Source organism: Burkholderia sp. Ed8, from assembly GCF_040761425.1.
In the GTDB taxonomy this organism is placed as follows: domain Bacteria; phylum Pseudomonadota; class Gammaproteobacteria; order Burkholderiales; family Burkholderiaceae; genus Burkholderia; species Burkholderia seminalis.
In genome coordinates this window covers 1-14,363 of the sequence record NZ_CP142886.1, presented here as the reverse complement: position 1 = coordinate 14,363, position 14,363 = coordinate 1, and the positions used below count along the sequence as shown (strand labels likewise).

The window sequence follows — 14,363 nt, the reverse complement described above, 5'->3', positions numbered from 1 at the left end:
GATGTAATGTTGTCGTGACGAACGCAAAACTTGCTTTAGACTAGCACGAACGTGCTTTTCGGCGCGACGAATCTCGATGCGGCCGGCACCGTTACGGCCGCGCTTCAGCAAGGAAGGAGACCCTGATGCTACAGCTGTGCGGTATGCCGTTGTCCAACTATTACAACAAGGTGAAGTTCGTGCTGCTCGAGCACGACATTCCGTTCGAGGAGTCGGTGTGCGGTTTGCCGATCAGCGATCCGGCCCGGCTCGTCGATTCGCCGCTCGGCAAGATTCCGTTCCTGAAGACCGAGGAAGGCGCATTGTTCGAGTCGCAGGCGATCGTCGAATACCTGGCCGCGCGCTATCCCGAAAAAGGCATTTTCCCGGCGAGTCCGTTCGCGGCCGCGAAGGTGCGCGAACTGGTCGAGACGCTCGAGCTGTATCTCGAATGGATGACGCGCGAGGTCTATACGGAGGCATTTTTCGGCGGCAAGGTCAGCGACGGGACGAAGGCGCACGTCGAGAAGCGCCTGCCGCGTGCGATCGATGCGTTCAAGCAGATGACGCGGTTTTCGCCGTATGTGCTCGGCGAGACGTTCGGCCTCGCGGACATCGCCGCGTGGGTTCATCTGCCGGTCATCGGGATGGCGACGAAGGCGATATTCGGGCGCGATTTCCTGCTCGACGCCGGCATCGACTGGAAGGCGCACGCGAAGCAGGTCGGCGAGCGTCCGGCCGCGCAGCGCGTGGCCGCCGAGCGCAAGGCATATATCGAAGCGACGCGCGTCGCGCGCTCGTAAGCGCGGTTCCGGCAGGGCGGCGGGGGCCGCCCATACGGGGTTTACAGGCGGGCGAGCCGTTCGAGCGCGGACGCGAGCGTGCTTTCCTGCTTCGCGAAGCAGAAGCGTACGACGCCCGATTCATGCGGCTCGTGATAGAACGCCGACACCGGAATGGCGGCCACGCCGATCTCCGACGTGAGCCACTTCGAGAATTCCGCCTCGGGCAGGTCGCTGATCGCCGAGTAATCGACGCACTGAAAGTACGTGCCCGTGCACGGCAGCAGCTTGAAGCGCGTGCGCTCGAGGCCCGCACGGAAGAAGTCGCGCTTCTTCTGGTAGAAACCGGCCAGCGACAGATACGGTGCCGGGTCGCGCAGGTAGTCGGCGAGCCCGATCTGCATCGGCGTGTTCACCGTGAAGACGTTGAACTGGTGGACCTTGCGGAATTCCGCGGTCAGCGCGGCAGGCGCCGCGACGTAGCCGACCTTCCAGCCCGTCACGTGATAGGTCTTGCCGAAGCTCGACACGATGAAGCTGCGTGCGGCGAGTTCCGGGTAGCGCGCAACGCTTTCGTGGCGTGCACCGTCGTAGACCATGTGCTCGTACACTTCGTCGGACAGGATCAGCACGTTGGTGCCGCGCACGATGTCCGCGAGCTTGCGCATGTCCGCCTCGCGCCACACGGTACCCGTCGGGTTGTGCGGCGTGTTGATCAGGATCATTCGCGTTTTCGGCGTGATCGCGGCCGCGAGGCGGTCGAACGGGATCGCATAATCGGGCGCCTCGAGCGTGACGAACACGGGCTTGCCGCCCGCGAGCTCGATCGACGGCAGGTAGCTGTCGTAGGTCGGTTCGACGACGATCACTTCATCGCCCGGATGCACCGCGCACAGGATCGCCGTCAGCAGCGCCTGCGTCGCGCCGGCCGTCACCGTGATCTCGGTGGCCGGATCGTAGCGCCGGCCATAGACCTGCGCGATCTTGTCGGCGATCGCGTCGCGCAGCGGTGCGACGCCGGCCATCGGCGGATACTGGTTGTGCCCGTTGCGCATCGCGGTCGCGACCGCATCGACGATGCGCGGATCGCAATCGAAATCCGGGAAGCCCTGGCCGAGGTTCACCGCGCCTTTTTCGGCGGCAAGCGCGCTCATGACCGTGAAGATCGTCGTGCCGACGTTCGGCAGGCGCGAGGGGAAAACGGGAGTCGTTGGCATGTCTGAAGGAGCGTTCATCGATACGGTCGGATTCGGGTGGTGCGGCGCAGGTCAGGCCGGCGTGGTCGTCGTGTCCGGTGCGGCGTCGAGCGCGCAGGCCTCGGCAAACGGCGCGGGCTGCGCGATCCGGAAGCCGAAGTCGCGTGCGGTGCGCTTCGCGAGTTTCAGCAGCGCGCGGTCTTTCGATACGAGCCACTCGGCCTGTGCGGCGCGGGCAAGTTCGAGAAACTTCTGGTCGTCGCGGTCCTTGCACTTCGGCAGCGGCGGCGCGTCGGCGTCGACAGGCGGCGGCTCGACGAGGCTCGCGAGGCGGGCGACGGTCGCGAGTGCGGCCGCCTTGTCGATCGCGCGCGACTGGAACTGCGGATAGTCGAGCACGTATTCGAGCTCGGTCAGGCAGCGGCCGTCGATCACGGCGGCAAGCGCGCCGCTTTCCAGCGCGGCCCGGATCGGGCGCGTAGCGGGGTCGTCGAATACGAGGATGTCGATCCAGACGTTCGAGTCGAGCACGACGCGATGCGCGGCGTGCGGGGCGAGAGAGCGGGTCATTCGTTACAATCGGTGGTTTTCGTCTGACCGCAAGGCACGGCGTGCCAGCGAGCCTCTATGATAATCGTTCTCTCTCCAGCCAAATCCCTCGACTACGATACGCCCGCGCACGTCCAGTCTTACACGAAGCCTGCATTCGTCGACGACGCGTCCGAGCTGATCGACGGCCTGCGCAAGCTGTCGCCGCAGGACATCGCGACGCTGATGGATATCTCCGATCCGCTTGCGCGCCTGAATTTCCAGCGCTATGCCGACTGGTCGCGGTCCTTCACGCCGGCCAATGCGAAGCAGGCCGTGCTCGCGTTCAACGGCGACGTCTATGAAGGTTTCGACGCGAAATCGCTGTCGTCGGCCGATCTCGACTATGCGCAGCAGCACGTGCGCGTGCTGTCGGGCCTGTACGGATTGCTGCGTCCGCTCGACCTGCTGCAGCCGTACCGGCTCGAGATGGGCACGCGCTTCGCGAACGCGCGCGGCAAGGATCTGTACGCGTTCTGGGGCGACCGCATCACGCGGGCGCTGAACGAGCAGCTCGAGACGCGCAGCGGCGCGGCGCGTGTGCTGGTCAACTGCGCGTCGACCGAATACTTCAAGTCGGTCAAGCCGAAGCTGCTGGCCGCGCCGGTCGTCACGCCGGTGTTCGAGGACTGGAAGGGCGGCCGCTACAAGATCATCAGCTTCCATGCGAAGCGCGCGCGCGGGCTGATGGCGCGTTTTGTCGTCGAGAACCGGATTGCCGACCCGAAGGCACTGAAGGATTTTGCGACGGAAGGCTATGCGTTCGACGCGGCTGCGTCGAACGATTCGACGTACGTATATCGCCGGCGAGTCGGCGAGTGACCCGGCCGGCCGTTCACGAGACGGCCGGCACATGCATGAGGCCCGGCGCGCGGCATACCGTGCGTTCGGCCGCCCGCTTTACATGGGACCGGTGCGAGCGTCAAAGCGCTCACGCCGATCGACAAAGGAGAGACAGATGGCCCTTTCGATCACCAGCAATTTCGACGCAGGCGCGATCGACGTCGTGTCGTGCGACAGCCCCGACGCGATCCGGCTGCGCGTGCGCGGCGACAATCGCTCGGAATTCGCGCAATGGTTTTACTACCGGCTGACGGGCGCGCGCGGCGAGCGGTGCGTGATGACGTTCGAGAACGCGGCCGAATGCGCGTATCCGTCGGGCTGGCGCAACTACCAGGCGGTGGCGAGCTACGATCGGGTCGACTGGTTTCGCGTGCCGACGACGTTCGACGGCAAGACGATGACCATCGACCATACGCCGGAGTTCGACAGCATCTACTACGCGTATTTCGAGCCGTATTCGGAAGAGCGTCATGCGGCGTTTCTCGGCGCGGTCCAGCAGCTGCCGCAGGCGAGCGTCGTCGAACTTGGCCGTACGGTCGAAGGCCGTCCGATGTCGCTGCTGACGCTCGGCACGCCGGAAACCGGCGACGCGCCGAAGAAGAAGGTATGGATCATCGCGCGCCAGCATCCGGGCGAGTCGATGGCCGAGTGGTTCGTCGAGGGCCTCGTCAAGCGGCTGGCGGGATGGGGCGACTGGGCTGGCGATCCGGTCGCGCGCAAGCTCTACGATCGCGTGACGTTCCACATCGTCCCGAACATGAACCCGGACGGCAGCGTGTATGGCAACCTGCGCACCAATGCGGCAGGCGCGAACCTGAATCGCGAGTGGATGGCGCCGGATGCCGAGCGCAGCCCCGAAGTGCTGGCCGTGCGTGACGCGATCCATGCGATCGGCTGCGACATGTTCTTCGACATTCACGGCGACGAGGATCTGCCGTACGTGTTCGTCGCCGGTTCGGAGATGCTGCCGAGCTTTACCGCGCAGCAGGGCAAGGAACAGGCCGCGTTCATCGACGCGTTCAAGGTCGCGAGTCCCGACTTCCAGACCGAGCACGGCTATGCGGCAAGCAAGTACAAGGAAGATGCGCTCAAGCTGGCGTCGAAATACATCGGCCACCAGTTCGGTTGCCTGTCGCTGACGCTCGAGATGCCGTTCAAGGACAACGCGAACCTGCCCGACGAGCGCGTCGGCTGGAACGGCGAGCGCAGCGCGGCGCTTGGCGCGGCGATGCTGGCCGCGATTCTGGTGCACGTCGACACGTTCGCGTAAGCGTATCGTCGTCATATGAAAAAAGCCGGGGCATCACAGGATGCCCCGGCTTTTTTGCGTCTGTCGTTGCCGCTCGGTCGTATCAGGACTTCTTCGCGGTTTTTTTCTTGACGGCTTTCTTCTGGCCGCTCGATTTCTTCGTGGTCACGGCCTTCTTGCCGGTGCGGCCCGATGCCTTCGCCTTGGCCTTGCCGCGGTGCGACTTGCCCTTGAACTTCTTCGTCGACGACGAGCGTTCCACGCGCGGCTTCAGCGGTGGGACGGGGTCGTTCCAGCTGAACGCGAGCATTTGCTGGCCGACATAACCGCAACGGAATTTCAGCGGCGTCGGGTCGCTGCCGTCGCTGTGAATGCCTTGCCCGTCGACCGTGACGATGTTGTCGACCTTCACGCGCTGCTTGCCCTGGTCGAACGAGTCGTTCCACGGCGTGATCGTCGCGTTGCCGCTGTCGAATGCGTTCGGCGCGAAGTCGACGCGGTCGAACGCTGTCGAGGTACTGGCGATGAAGCTGCCGTGCGCCGCACAATCGGCGGCGAGCGGATCGGCATGCATCTCGTTGACGAATTTGTTGATCAGTTCGGAGCGCTGGTCGAGCAGGTCGGCGAATGCCGGTGTGGGAAGCGCAAGCGACAGGCCCGCGATACAGGCTGCCAGCTTGCCGAGCGCCCGGAAAATCCGGAGCGAGGCAGGTGAGCTGTCCATCTGGTTATTGGTGAGGAGCGAATGAGACATCGGGCTCCTATAGATGCCCGATGAAGAACAGGAGTTCAATCTTAGCGTAAAAAAGTTGTGCGGCAGTAGACGGCCTGTTCTGCCGCGCCGCGGAAGAGGCGTGCGGCATGCGTGGACCGTGTGTGAATCCGGAGGAAATTCAGGCGCGCGGGCCGCCGAGGCGATAGCGCCGGACGTCGAAGGTCGTGACCCACGCAGGGCGGTAGACGGCGATGAGTGCCGTCGCCATGCCGGTGAACCACGCTTCGCCGAGCGCGAGCAGCGCGGTGTTCAGCAGATAGCCGGCCGGAATGACGACGGGCACGCCGTCCGCGAGCGCGAGCTGGACACCGGCCGCCGCTGCGGCGACCGCGACGATCGCGATGGCCGGCGACAGGAACCCCTGCCCGGTGATGAACGATGCGAGATTGTGCGGCAACCACGCGAGCGCGGCGCGCTGCAGCAACGCCGACACGGCGACAGGGAGCGCCCCGTAGATCAGATAGGTCAGGCCAATGCCCTGCCACGGCGCGTCGAAGATGATCGCGGCAACCGCCGTGACGGCGCCCATTGCGATCAGCGCGAGTGTCCAGTCGAACAGTGTGACGAGCAGCGTGGCGCCAAGCAGATGCATGACGATGCCGTCTTCGAGCCAGGCATTCGATGCCCAGAGGACCGAAATTGCGGTGACGAGCGCGAGCCACACGTGCTGCAGCGTGGCATCCTGCAGGCGTACGAACGGGCGATTCCAGATCGCGAGCGCGAGCAGGGCCGCGGCGGCGATCCAGCCACCGATGCCAACCCAGAGCGGAAGCGGTGTGAAAAGAAAACCCATGCGTTCATATTACTCGTTGAGCATCAAAGGTGGGAATCCACACATACCGACCGTCGCAATATCGAGACTGTTTGCCTAGCGCCCGCGCCGGAACCATGCCGGTGGCTCGGCGGCGAGTGGCAGGTCTTGCGTGCCGGCGTTTACGGCCGGCAATGGGTACGGATGGTCGTTCCGTTGTGCACGCAGCGGAACCGGACCGCGTTCGCCGATGTTCGGTTTGCGTGCGCGGTTGCGGTTCGCCAGCAGCACCTCGAGGTGCGGCGAGAGCCAGCCGTTGTAGATCGCGACCGCGGCGGCGCGGTTTGCGGCACCGAGCTGCTGGAAGATGCTGGCGAGGTGGATCTTCACGGTGCCTTCGCTGATGCCGAGCGTCCGGGCGATCATCTTGTTCGTGCTGCCCATGTGGACGAAGCGCATGATCTGCGCTTGCCGCGGCGACAGGAGGCCGCTGGGCGGGCGGCGGGGAAGCGATCCGGCAAGCGTCTGGAAATGGGCATCGTGGCGTGCCGCGGCCACGGAGGGCAGCAGACTCAGCGCGCTCGGCGGAATGTAGTGCCCGCCCAGCAGCACGATCTCGAGCGCCCGCACGATCAGGTGCGGCCGCGTGGAGTGCGGGATCACGCCCGCGACACCATGGTTGAAGAAGCGCTGGACGGCATCGGGTGGCGCTTCGTCGACCAGTACGGCGGCCGGTGTCGGCGAGCACGCGCTGCAGATCGCCTGAAGCTCGCCGAGCCGGCCTACGTCGAGCCAGTCGATCGCGACGAGGTCGAAGCGCTGGGCACGCAGCAGGCGGCGCGCCTGGAAACTGTCGGGCGCATCGTTGATGCTGGCGTGACGGTCGATCTGCCGCAGCAGGGCCTTCAGTCCATCACGCCGCTCGGCGTCTGAATTGAGCATCAGGAACCGCATATTCAATCTCCGTTAGGTTGAGTCATTGATTGCTGTCGGGCATGCGTTGATTCCGATCATGACAAAGACCTTACACGATGTCTGCTAGGCTGAAAGGCTTAGGAGTTGTCCGAAATTTCGGGCGGAAAAGGATCGGACAAGAAAAAAAGCCGCTCCGGCGGGAACCGGGAGCGGCTTCGGACCGACAGGCGCGTGGCGGCCTGCGGCGTCGGATCAGTGGAAGTGCGGCTGGGCGGGCGATGCGTCTTCCGGCATTTCCGCATGGACGATTTCGCCGAGCGGATCCGCGTAGAGCGGCACGCCGCAGTCGTCGCAGTATTCCGGTTCGAAGCGGCCCGCGTGCCTGCGGACGTCGGTTACGCCGCATTCCTTCAGCAGGCTCACGATTTCCTCGAGCGGTCCTTCCATCGGCGCTTCGTCTTCGAGCGTCGCGTTGTCGATCGACACGTCGCCGTTTTCGCGGCCGTACAGCGGCCAGACGACGCCGTAGATCACGTCGTTGCTGGCGCGCCGCGTGAAGCCGACGCGATACTCGTCGATGCGGCGTTCGCCGAAGCCGGCGACCACCGCGCGCAACTCCTGCGGCGCCGCACCAAGTGTGTCAAACAGATAACGAATGGCCGTTCGTACCGTGTGCGGACGGATACGCTCGTCCGCATCGCGGCAGGCCGAGTAGTACGCGTCCGGAAGCAGGCATTCGAATTCGCAGCCGGGCAGGGCGATCGACAGGTTCGGGCCGCCCTGGGCCGTCCACTGCTCGAGACACTGGCCGCGTTCGATCCGGCTGCCGTTCTCCTCTTCCTGCCAGCGGAACAGCGGCGCGCCGGCAGGCGCGGCGACGACCGCAAGGAGGAAGCGGGGATCGGCCAGGATCGGCGACGTTTCGGGCAGGTCGCCGAAGCCCAGTTTGGGCGTGTGCTGGCCGATCGCCGCATGCGCGAGCTGCTGCGCAAGGCGGTAGGTCTCGACGTGGTGCCGCGGCAGCTGGTCGATGCTGTAGAGGAACGGCGCCAGCCCGACGAGCGTGCCGTTCGCGAGGACGTGTGCCTGCAGGTGCGTTCGCAGCGCGTCGGTAACGTCGCCCTTGAGCGGACCCGACGGAATCATGTAGCGCGTCCACGCGAGCACCGGAACCGCGACCAGCAGCGCATCGTACGGCTGGCCGTCGTGCTCGATCACCATCGACTCGCTGTGCGTCTCGGCCATGTCGGCCAGTGCACCGTACGCATCGGGGTGATTCTGCTGAAGATGATCGAGTGCTGCGTCGAGCGTGGTCTGGTTGCCGTTGCGGACAATCTTGGCGAGCAGCGCATCGAGCTTCGCTTCCCAGAAGCGATCCTCGATGCGGCTGCCCGAGGCGAAGAGCGCAAGCGACAGACCGACCAGTTTGTCGGCATCGGGGGGGAGGCGTTTGGCGATTCGCTGGCGCATATTAAAGACGTATATAGAAAGAGGCGAAGAACCTCACATTCTAGTCCGTTCTGTGCACCATAAGCGGTCTCGTGCCGGGACATGCGTGGCGGGCCGAAATGCGGCTTTCGTAGAAAAAGTTGCGTCGAGCCCCTTGCGCGATTGCCGACGGGTGCATAGAATCACGCCTCTTTCGCGCTCACGGAAACGCGGCGCGGAAGGAAGGGAAGCAGTGCGGTTGAGGCTTGGCAGGAACGGCCCCGACGGTACGGAAGTTGAGCCCCGCGGTCGCAACGACGTAGTGCAAAAAGTTGTTGACGAGCTGCGAAACACGGTTCATAATCTCGCTTCTCTGCTGCTGAAAACGCAGCGCTGCCGGGAAACACGAAGTTCCTCGCAGATTGCTCTTTAAAAATTAACAGCCGATAAGTGTGGGCGCTTGATGACAGCGAGCTGATCCTCGGATCAGATAGCGAAAGTATCAAGAGTCTCACACTAAAGTAAGTCAGGTTTATGAAGTGATTCATATTCCTGTCAGCTTTGAGTGAGCGACCGGTTCTTAACCGAACCGAAAACAGTAACAGGTTTAAACTGAAGAGTTTGATCCTGGCTCAGATTGAACGCTGGCGGCATGCCTTACACATGCAAGTCGAACGGCAGCACGGGTGCTTGCACCTGGTGGCGAGTGGCGAACGGGTGAGTAATACATCGGAACATGTCCTGTAGTGGGGGATAGCCCGGCGAAAGCCGGATTAATACCGCATACGATCCATGGATGAAAGCGGGGGACCTTCGGGCCTCGCGCTATAGGGTTGGCCGATGGCTGATTAGCTAGTTGGTGGGGTAAAGGCCTACCAAGGCGACGATCAGTAGCTGGTCTGAGAGGACGGCCAGCCACACTGGGACTGAGACACGGCCCAGACTCCTACGGGAGGCAGCAGTGGGGAATTTTGGACAATGGGCGAAAGCCTGATCCAGCAATGCCGCGTGTGTGAAGAAGGCCTTCGGGTTGTAAAGCACTTTTGTCCGGAAAGAAATCCTTGGCTCTAATACAGTCGGGGGATGACGGTACCGGAAGAATAAGCACCGGCTAACTACGTGCCAGCAGCCGCGGTAATACGTAGGGTGCAAGCGTTAATCGGAATTACTGGGCGTAAAGCGTGCGCAGGCGGTTTGCTAAGACCGATGTGAAATCCCCGGGCTCAACCTGGGAACTGCATTGGTGACTGGCAGGCTAGAGTATGGCAGAGGGGGGTAGAATTCCACGTGTAGCAGTGAAATGCGTAGAGATGTGGAGGAATACCGATGGCGAAGGCAGCCCCCTGGGCCAATACTGACGCTCATGCACGAAAGCGTGGGGAGCAAACAGGATTAGATACCCTGGTAGTCCACGCCCTAAACGATGTCAACTAGTTGTTGGGGATTCATTTCCTTAGTAACGTAGCTAACGCGTGAAGTTGACCGCCTGGGGAGTACGGTCGCAAGATTAAAACTCAAAGGAATTGACGGGGACCCGCACAAGCGGTGGATGATGTGGATTAATTCGATGCAACGCGAAAAACCTTACCTACCCTTGACATGGTCGGAATCCTGCTGAGAGGTGGGAGTGCTCGAAAGAGAACCGGCGCACAGGTGCTGCATGGCTGTCGTCAGCTCGTGTCGTGAGATGTTGGGTTAAGTCCCGCAACGAGCGCAACCCTTGTCCTTAGTTGCTACGCAAGAGCACTCTAAGGAGACTGCCGGTGACAAACCGGAGGAAGGTGGGGATGACGTCAAGTCCTCATGGCCCTTATGGGTAGGGCTTCACACGTCATACAATGGTCGGAACAGAGGGTTGCCAACCCGCGAGGGGGAGCTAATCCCAGAAAACCGATCGTAGTCCGGATTGCACTCTGCAACTCGAGTGCATGAAGCTGGAATCGCTAGTAATCGCGGATCAGCATGCCGCGGTGAATACGTTCCCGGGTCTTGTACACACCGCCCGTCACACCATGGGAGTGGGTTTTACCAGAAGTGGCTAGTCTAACCGCAAGGAGGACGGTCACCACGGTAGGATTCATGACTGGGGTGAAGTCGTAACAAGGTAGCCGTATCGGAAGGTGCGGCTGGATCACCTCCTTTCCAGAGCTTCTCGCAAAGTTGAGCGCTCACGCTTATCGGCTGTAAATTTAAAGACAGACTCAGGGGTCTGTAGCTCAGTCGGTTAGAGCACCGTCTTGATAAGGCGGGGGTCGTTGGTTCGAATCCAACCAGACCCACCATTGTCTGGCGGTAGGTACCTGAGGCATCTGTACTCAATGGGGGCATAGCTCAGCTGGGAGAGCACCTGCTTTGCAAGCAGGGGGTCGTCGGTTCGATCCCGTCTGCCTCCACCAATCACCAACGCTAAGTGCTTGGTTCACACGCTGAACCGAGAATTTTGCATTGGCGATTGAGCCAGTCAGAGGATATCAACAGATATCGGCTGTCGTTCTTTAACAATCTGGAAGAAGTAAGTAATTTGGATAGCGGAAGCGTCTTGAGATGGACGTGGAAACTATCCGGGTTGTGATTGTATCGATGTATCTCAAGATGATTCGAACTCTATGTTTGACTCAATTGGAATACGGCACAACGCGAGAACTCAACCTGTAGCGGCTGTCGAGAGACAGACTCGTTATAGGGTCAAGCGAACAAGTGCATGTGGTGGATGCCTTGGCGATCACAGGCGATGAAGGACGCGGTAGCCTGCGAAAAGCTACGGGGAGCTGGCAAACGAGCTTTGATCCGTAGATGTCCGAATGGGGAAACCCACTCCTTTTGGAGTATCCATGGCTGAATACATAGGCCATGCGAAGCGAACGCGGTGAACTGAAACATCTAAGTAACCGCAGGAAAAGAAATCAACCGAGATTCCCAAAGTAGTGGCGAGCGAAATGGGATGAGCCTTGCACTCTTTATTTGTATTGTTAGCCGAACGCTCTGGAAAGTGCGGCCATAGCGGGTGATAGCCCCGTAGGCGAAAACAGTATGAAAGAACTAGGTGTGCGACAAGTAGGGCGGGACACGTGAAATCCTGTCTGAAGATGGGGGGACCATCCTCCAAGGCTAAATACTCGTGATCGACCGATAGTGAACCAGTACCGTGAGGGAAAGGCGAAAAGAACCCCGGGAGGGGAGTGAAATAGATCCTGAAACCGCATGCATACAAACAGTCGGAGCCTCGTAAGGGGTGACGGCGTACCTTTTGTATAATGGGTCAGCGACTTACGTTCAGTAGCAAGCTTAACCGTATAGGGCAGGCGTAGCGAAAGCGAGTCCGAATAGGGCGTTCAGTTGCTGGGCGTAGACCCGAAACCAGGTGATCTATCCATGGCCAGGATGAAGGTGCGGTAACACGTACTGGAGGTCCGAACCCACTAACGTTGAAAAGTTAGGGGATGAGCTGTGGATAGGGGTGAAAGGCTAAACAAACCTGGAAATAGCTGGTTCTCTCCGAAAACTATTTAGGTAGTGCCTCGTGTCTCACCTTCGGGGGTAGAGCACTGTCATGGTTGGGGGGTCTATTGCAGATTACCCCGCCATAGCAAACTCCGAATACCGAAGAGTGCAATCACGGGAGACAGACATCGGGTGCTAACGTCCGGTGTCAAGAGGGAAACAACCCAGACCGCCAGCTAAGGTCCCCAAATATAGCTAAGTGGGAAACGAAGTGGGAAGGCTAAAACAGTCAGGAGGTTGGCTTAGAAGCAGCCACCCTTTAAAGAAAGCGTAATAGCTCACTGATCGAGTCGTCCTGCGCGGAAGATGTAACGGGGCTAAGCTATATACCGAAGCTGCGGATGCGAGCTTTGCTCGCATGGTAGGAGAGCGTTCCGTAAGCCTGCGAAGGTGCGTTGAAAAGCGTGCTGGAGGTATCGGAAGTGCGAATGCTGACATGAGTAGCGATAAAGGGGGTGAAAGGCCCCCTCGCCGTAAGCCCAAGGTTTCCTACGCAACGTTCATCGGCGTAGGGTGAGTCGGCCCCTAAGGCGAGGCAGAAATGCGTAGCTGATGGGAAGCAGGTCAATATTCCTGCACCATTGTTAGATGCGATGGGGGGACGGATCGCGGAAGGTTGTCCGGGTGTTGGAAGTCCCGGTCGCTGCATTGGAGAAGGCACTTAGGCAAATCCGGGTGCGCAATTCAAGGGTGTGGCGCGAGCTCCTTAGGGAGCGAAGCAATTGGAAGTGGTTCCAAGAAAAGCCTCTAAGCTTCAGTCTAACGATGACCGTACCGCAAACCGACACAGGTGGGCGAGATGAGTATTCTAAGGCGCTTGAGAGAACTCGGGAGAAGGAACTCGGCAAATTGGTACCGTAACTTCGGGATAAGGTACGCCCTTGTAGCTTGACTGGCCTGCGCCAGGAGGGTGAAGGGGTTGCAATAAACTGGTGGCTGCGACTGTTTAATAAAAACACAGCACTCTGCAAACACGAAAGTGGACGTATAGGGTGTGACGCCTGCCCGGTGCCGGAAGATTAAATGATGGGGTGCAAGCTCTTGATTGAAGTCCCGGTAAACGGCGGCCGTAACTATAACGGTCCTAAGGTAGCGAAATTCCTTGTCGGGTAAGTTCCGACCTGCACGAATGGCGTAACGATGGCCACACTGTCTCCTCCCGAGACTCAGCGAAGTTGAAGTGTTTGTGATGATGCAATCTACCCGCGGCTAGACGGAAAGACCCCATGAACCTTTACTGTAGCTTTGCATTGGACTTTGAACCGATCTGTGTAGGATAGGTGGGAGGCTATGAAACCGGAACGCTAGTTTCGGTGGAGCCGTCCTTGAAATACCACCCTGGTTTGTTTGAGGTTCTAACCTTGGCCCGTGATCCGGGTCGGGGACAGTGCATGGTAGGCAGTTTGACTGGGGCGGTCTCCTCCCAAAGCGTAACGGAGGAGTACGAAGGTACGCTAGGTACGGTCGGAAATCGTGCTGATAGTGCAATGGCATAAGCGTGCTTAACTGCGAGACCGACAAGTCGAGCAGGTGCGAAAGCAGGTCATAGTGATCCGGTGGTTCTGTATGGAAGGGCCATCGCTCAACGGATAAAAGGTACTCTGGGGATAACAGGCTGATACCGCCCAAGAGTTCATATCGACGGCGGTGTTTGGCACCTCGATGTCGGCTCATCTCATCCTGGGGCTGTAGCCGGTCCCAAGGGTATGGCTGTTCGCCATTTAAAGAGGTACGTGAGCTGGGTTTAAAACGTCGTGAGACAGTTTGGTCCCTATCTGCCGTGGGCGTTGGATATTTGAAGGGGGCTGCTCCTAGTACGAGAGGACCGGAGTGGACGAACCTCTGGTGTACCGGTTGTCACGCCAGTGGCATCGCCGGGTAGCTATGTTCGGAAGAGATAACCGCTGAAAGCATCTAAGCGGGAAACTCGCCTTAAGATGAGATATCCCTGGGGACTAGATCCCCTTGAAGGGTCGTTCGAGACCAGGACGTTGATAGGTCAGGTGTGTAAGCGCAGTAATGCGTTCAGCTAACTGATACTAATTGCCCGTAAGGCTTGATCCTATAACAAGTCTGTTTTACAGACAGCGGTTGAATGACCGCGATGTGCTGATACGCACAACACCAAAATTACTGCTTCTTCCAAGATTGGTTGCGCTGCGAAGCAACGCAACAACCCTCTTTGCCTGATGACCATAGCGAGTCGGTCCCACCCCTTCCCATCCCGAACAGGACCGTGAAACGACTCTACGCCGATGATAGTGCGGATTCCCGTGTGAAAGTAGGTAATCGTCAGGCTCCCTAAGCCAAGAACCCCCGCCCGAAAGGCGGGGGTTTTTGCATTTCGGCGACGGAA

Annotated in this window: 9 protein-coding genes, 2 tRNA genes and 3 rRNA genes; 8 read left to right on the top strand and 6 right to left on the bottom strand. The window is 60.3% G+C overall.

The features are described from left to right. Positions 1–125: 125 nt before the first annotated feature. Entirely contained in the window at positions 126–782 is a 657-nt protein-coding gene (locus VXM69_RS13855) for a glutathione S-transferase (protein WP_059558091.1), read from the top strand. A gap of 41 nt (positions 783–823) precedes the next feature. On the opposite strand, the gene VXM69_RS13850 is transcribed toward VXM69_RS13855, so the two are convergent. Continuing rightward, entirely contained in the window at positions 824–1,996 is a 1,173-nt protein-coding gene (locus VXM69_RS13850) for a pyridoxal phosphate-dependent aminotransferase (protein WP_034190819.1), read from the bottom strand. A gap of 33 nt (positions 1,997–2,029) precedes the next feature. Next, the gene (locus tag VXM69_RS13845; protein ID WP_034190820.1) at positions 2,030–2,527 is read right to left on the bottom strand and encodes a putative toxin-antitoxin system toxin component, PIN family; all 498 of its coding nucleotides are present in this window, start codon (positions 2,525–2,527) and stop codon (positions 2,030–2,032) included. Positions 2,528–2,584: 57 nt separating this feature from the next. Between VXM69_RS13845 and yaaA the strand changes: the two genes are divergently transcribed. Further along, entirely contained in the window at positions 2,585–3,367 is a 783-nt protein-coding gene (yaaA, locus tag VXM69_RS13840) for a peroxide stress protein YaaA (protein WP_034190821.1), read from the top strand. 136 nt (positions 3,368–3,503) lie between these two features. Then, entirely contained in the window at positions 3,504–4,658 is a 1,155-nt protein-coding gene (locus VXM69_RS13835) for a M14-type cytosolic carboxypeptidase (RefSeq protein ID WP_367189759.1), read from the top strand. Between the two features lie 82 nt (positions 4,659–4,740). On the opposite strand, the gene VXM69_RS13830 is transcribed toward VXM69_RS13835, so the two are convergent. The 4 genes from VXM69_RS13830 to VXM69_RS13815 all read right to left on the bottom strand — a co-directional run bounded on the left by VXM69_RS13830 (position 4,741) and on the right by VXM69_RS13815 (position 8,548). Then, positions 4,741–5,391 carry a hypothetical protein gene (locus VXM69_RS13830; RefSeq protein ID WP_049028785.1) on the bottom strand — a complete coding sequence of 217 codons (651 nt, stop codon included), beginning with the start codon at positions 5,389–5,391 and terminating at the stop codon, positions 4,741–4,743. 139 nt (positions 5,392–5,530) lie between these two features. Further along, positions 5,531–6,205 carry an energy-coupling factor ABC transporter permease gene (locus VXM69_RS13825; protein WP_034190824.1) on the bottom strand — a complete coding sequence of 225 codons (675 nt, stop codon included), beginning with the start codon at positions 6,203–6,205 and terminating at the stop codon, positions 5,531–5,533. Positions 6,206–6,280: 75 nt separating this feature from the next. Next, positions 6,281–7,117, bottom strand: coding sequence for a LuxR C-terminal-related transcriptional regulator (locus VXM69_RS13820; RefSeq protein WP_367189758.1), 837 nt, complete (start codon positions 7,115–7,117; stop codon positions 6,281–6,283). 213 nt (positions 7,118–7,330) lie between these two features. Further along, positions 7,331–8,548 carry a DUF2863 family protein gene (locus VXM69_RS13815; RefSeq protein WP_034190826.1) on the bottom strand — a complete coding sequence of 406 codons (1,218 nt, stop codon included), beginning with the start codon at positions 8,546–8,548 and terminating at the stop codon, positions 7,331–7,333. 567 nt (positions 8,549–9,115) lie between these two features. Between VXM69_RS13815 and VXM69_RS13810 the strand changes: the two genes are divergently transcribed. The 5 genes from VXM69_RS13810 to rrf all read left to right on the top strand — a co-directional run bounded on the left by VXM69_RS13810 (position 9,116) and on the right by rrf (position 14,305). Continuing rightward, positions 9,116–10,648: ribosomal RNA gene (locus VXM69_RS13810) — 16S ribosomal RNA — on the top strand. Positions 10,649–10,711: 63 nt separating this feature from the next. After that, a tRNA-Ile gene (locus VXM69_RS13805) sits at positions 10,712–10,788 on the top strand. 38 nt (positions 10,789–10,826) lie between these two features. Beyond that, positions 10,827–10,902 (top strand) — tRNA-Ala (locus tag VXM69_RS13800). A gap of 287 nt (positions 10,903–11,189) precedes the next feature. Next, positions 11,190–14,071 (top strand): 23S ribosomal RNA (locus VXM69_RS13795). A gap of 121 nt (positions 14,072–14,192) precedes the next feature. Continuing rightward, positions 14,193–14,305, top strand: a 5S ribosomal RNA gene (rrf, locus tag VXM69_RS13790). Together the 16S, 23S and 5S rRNA genes with 2 tRNA genes alongside form the textbook arrangement of a ribosomal RNA operon. Positions 14,306–14,363: the final 58 nt, after the last annotated feature.

Excerpts from the sequence above, each read along its gene's own strand:
- VXM69_RS13855 (WP_059558091.1), top strand. The coding sequence starts at position 126 with ATGCTACAGCTGTGCGGTATGCCGTTGTCCAACTATTACAACAAGGTG.
- VXM69_RS13850 (WP_034190819.1), bottom strand. The coding sequence starts at position 1,996 with ATGAACGCTCCTTCAGACATGCCAACGACTCCCGTTTTCCCCTCGCGC.
- VXM69_RS13845 (WP_034190820.1), bottom strand. The coding sequence starts at position 2,527 with ATGACCCGCTCTCTCGCCCCGCACGCCGCGCATCGCGTCGTGCTCGAC.
- yaaA (WP_034190821.1), top strand. The coding sequence starts at position 2,585 with ATGATAATCGTTCTCTCTCCAGCCAAATCCCTCGACTACGATACGCCC.
- VXM69_RS13835 (WP_367189759.1), top strand. The coding sequence starts at position 3,504 with ATGGCCCTTTCGATCACCAGCAATTTCGACGCAGGCGCGATCGACGTC.
- VXM69_RS13830 (WP_049028785.1), bottom strand. The coding sequence starts at position 5,391 with ATGTCTCATTCGCTCCTCACCAATAACCAGATGGACAGCTCACCTGCC.
- VXM69_RS13825 (WP_034190824.1), bottom strand. The coding sequence starts at position 6,205 with ATGGGTTTTCTTTTCACACCGCTTCCGCTCTGGGTTGGCATCGGTGGC.
- VXM69_RS13820 (WP_367189758.1), bottom strand. The coding sequence starts at position 7,117 with ATGCGGTTCCTGATGCTCAATTCAGACGCCGAGCGGCGTGATGGACTG.
- VXM69_RS13815 (WP_034190826.1), bottom strand. The coding sequence starts at position 8,548 with ATGCGCCAGCGAATCGCCAAACGCCTCCCCCCCGATGCCGACAAACTG.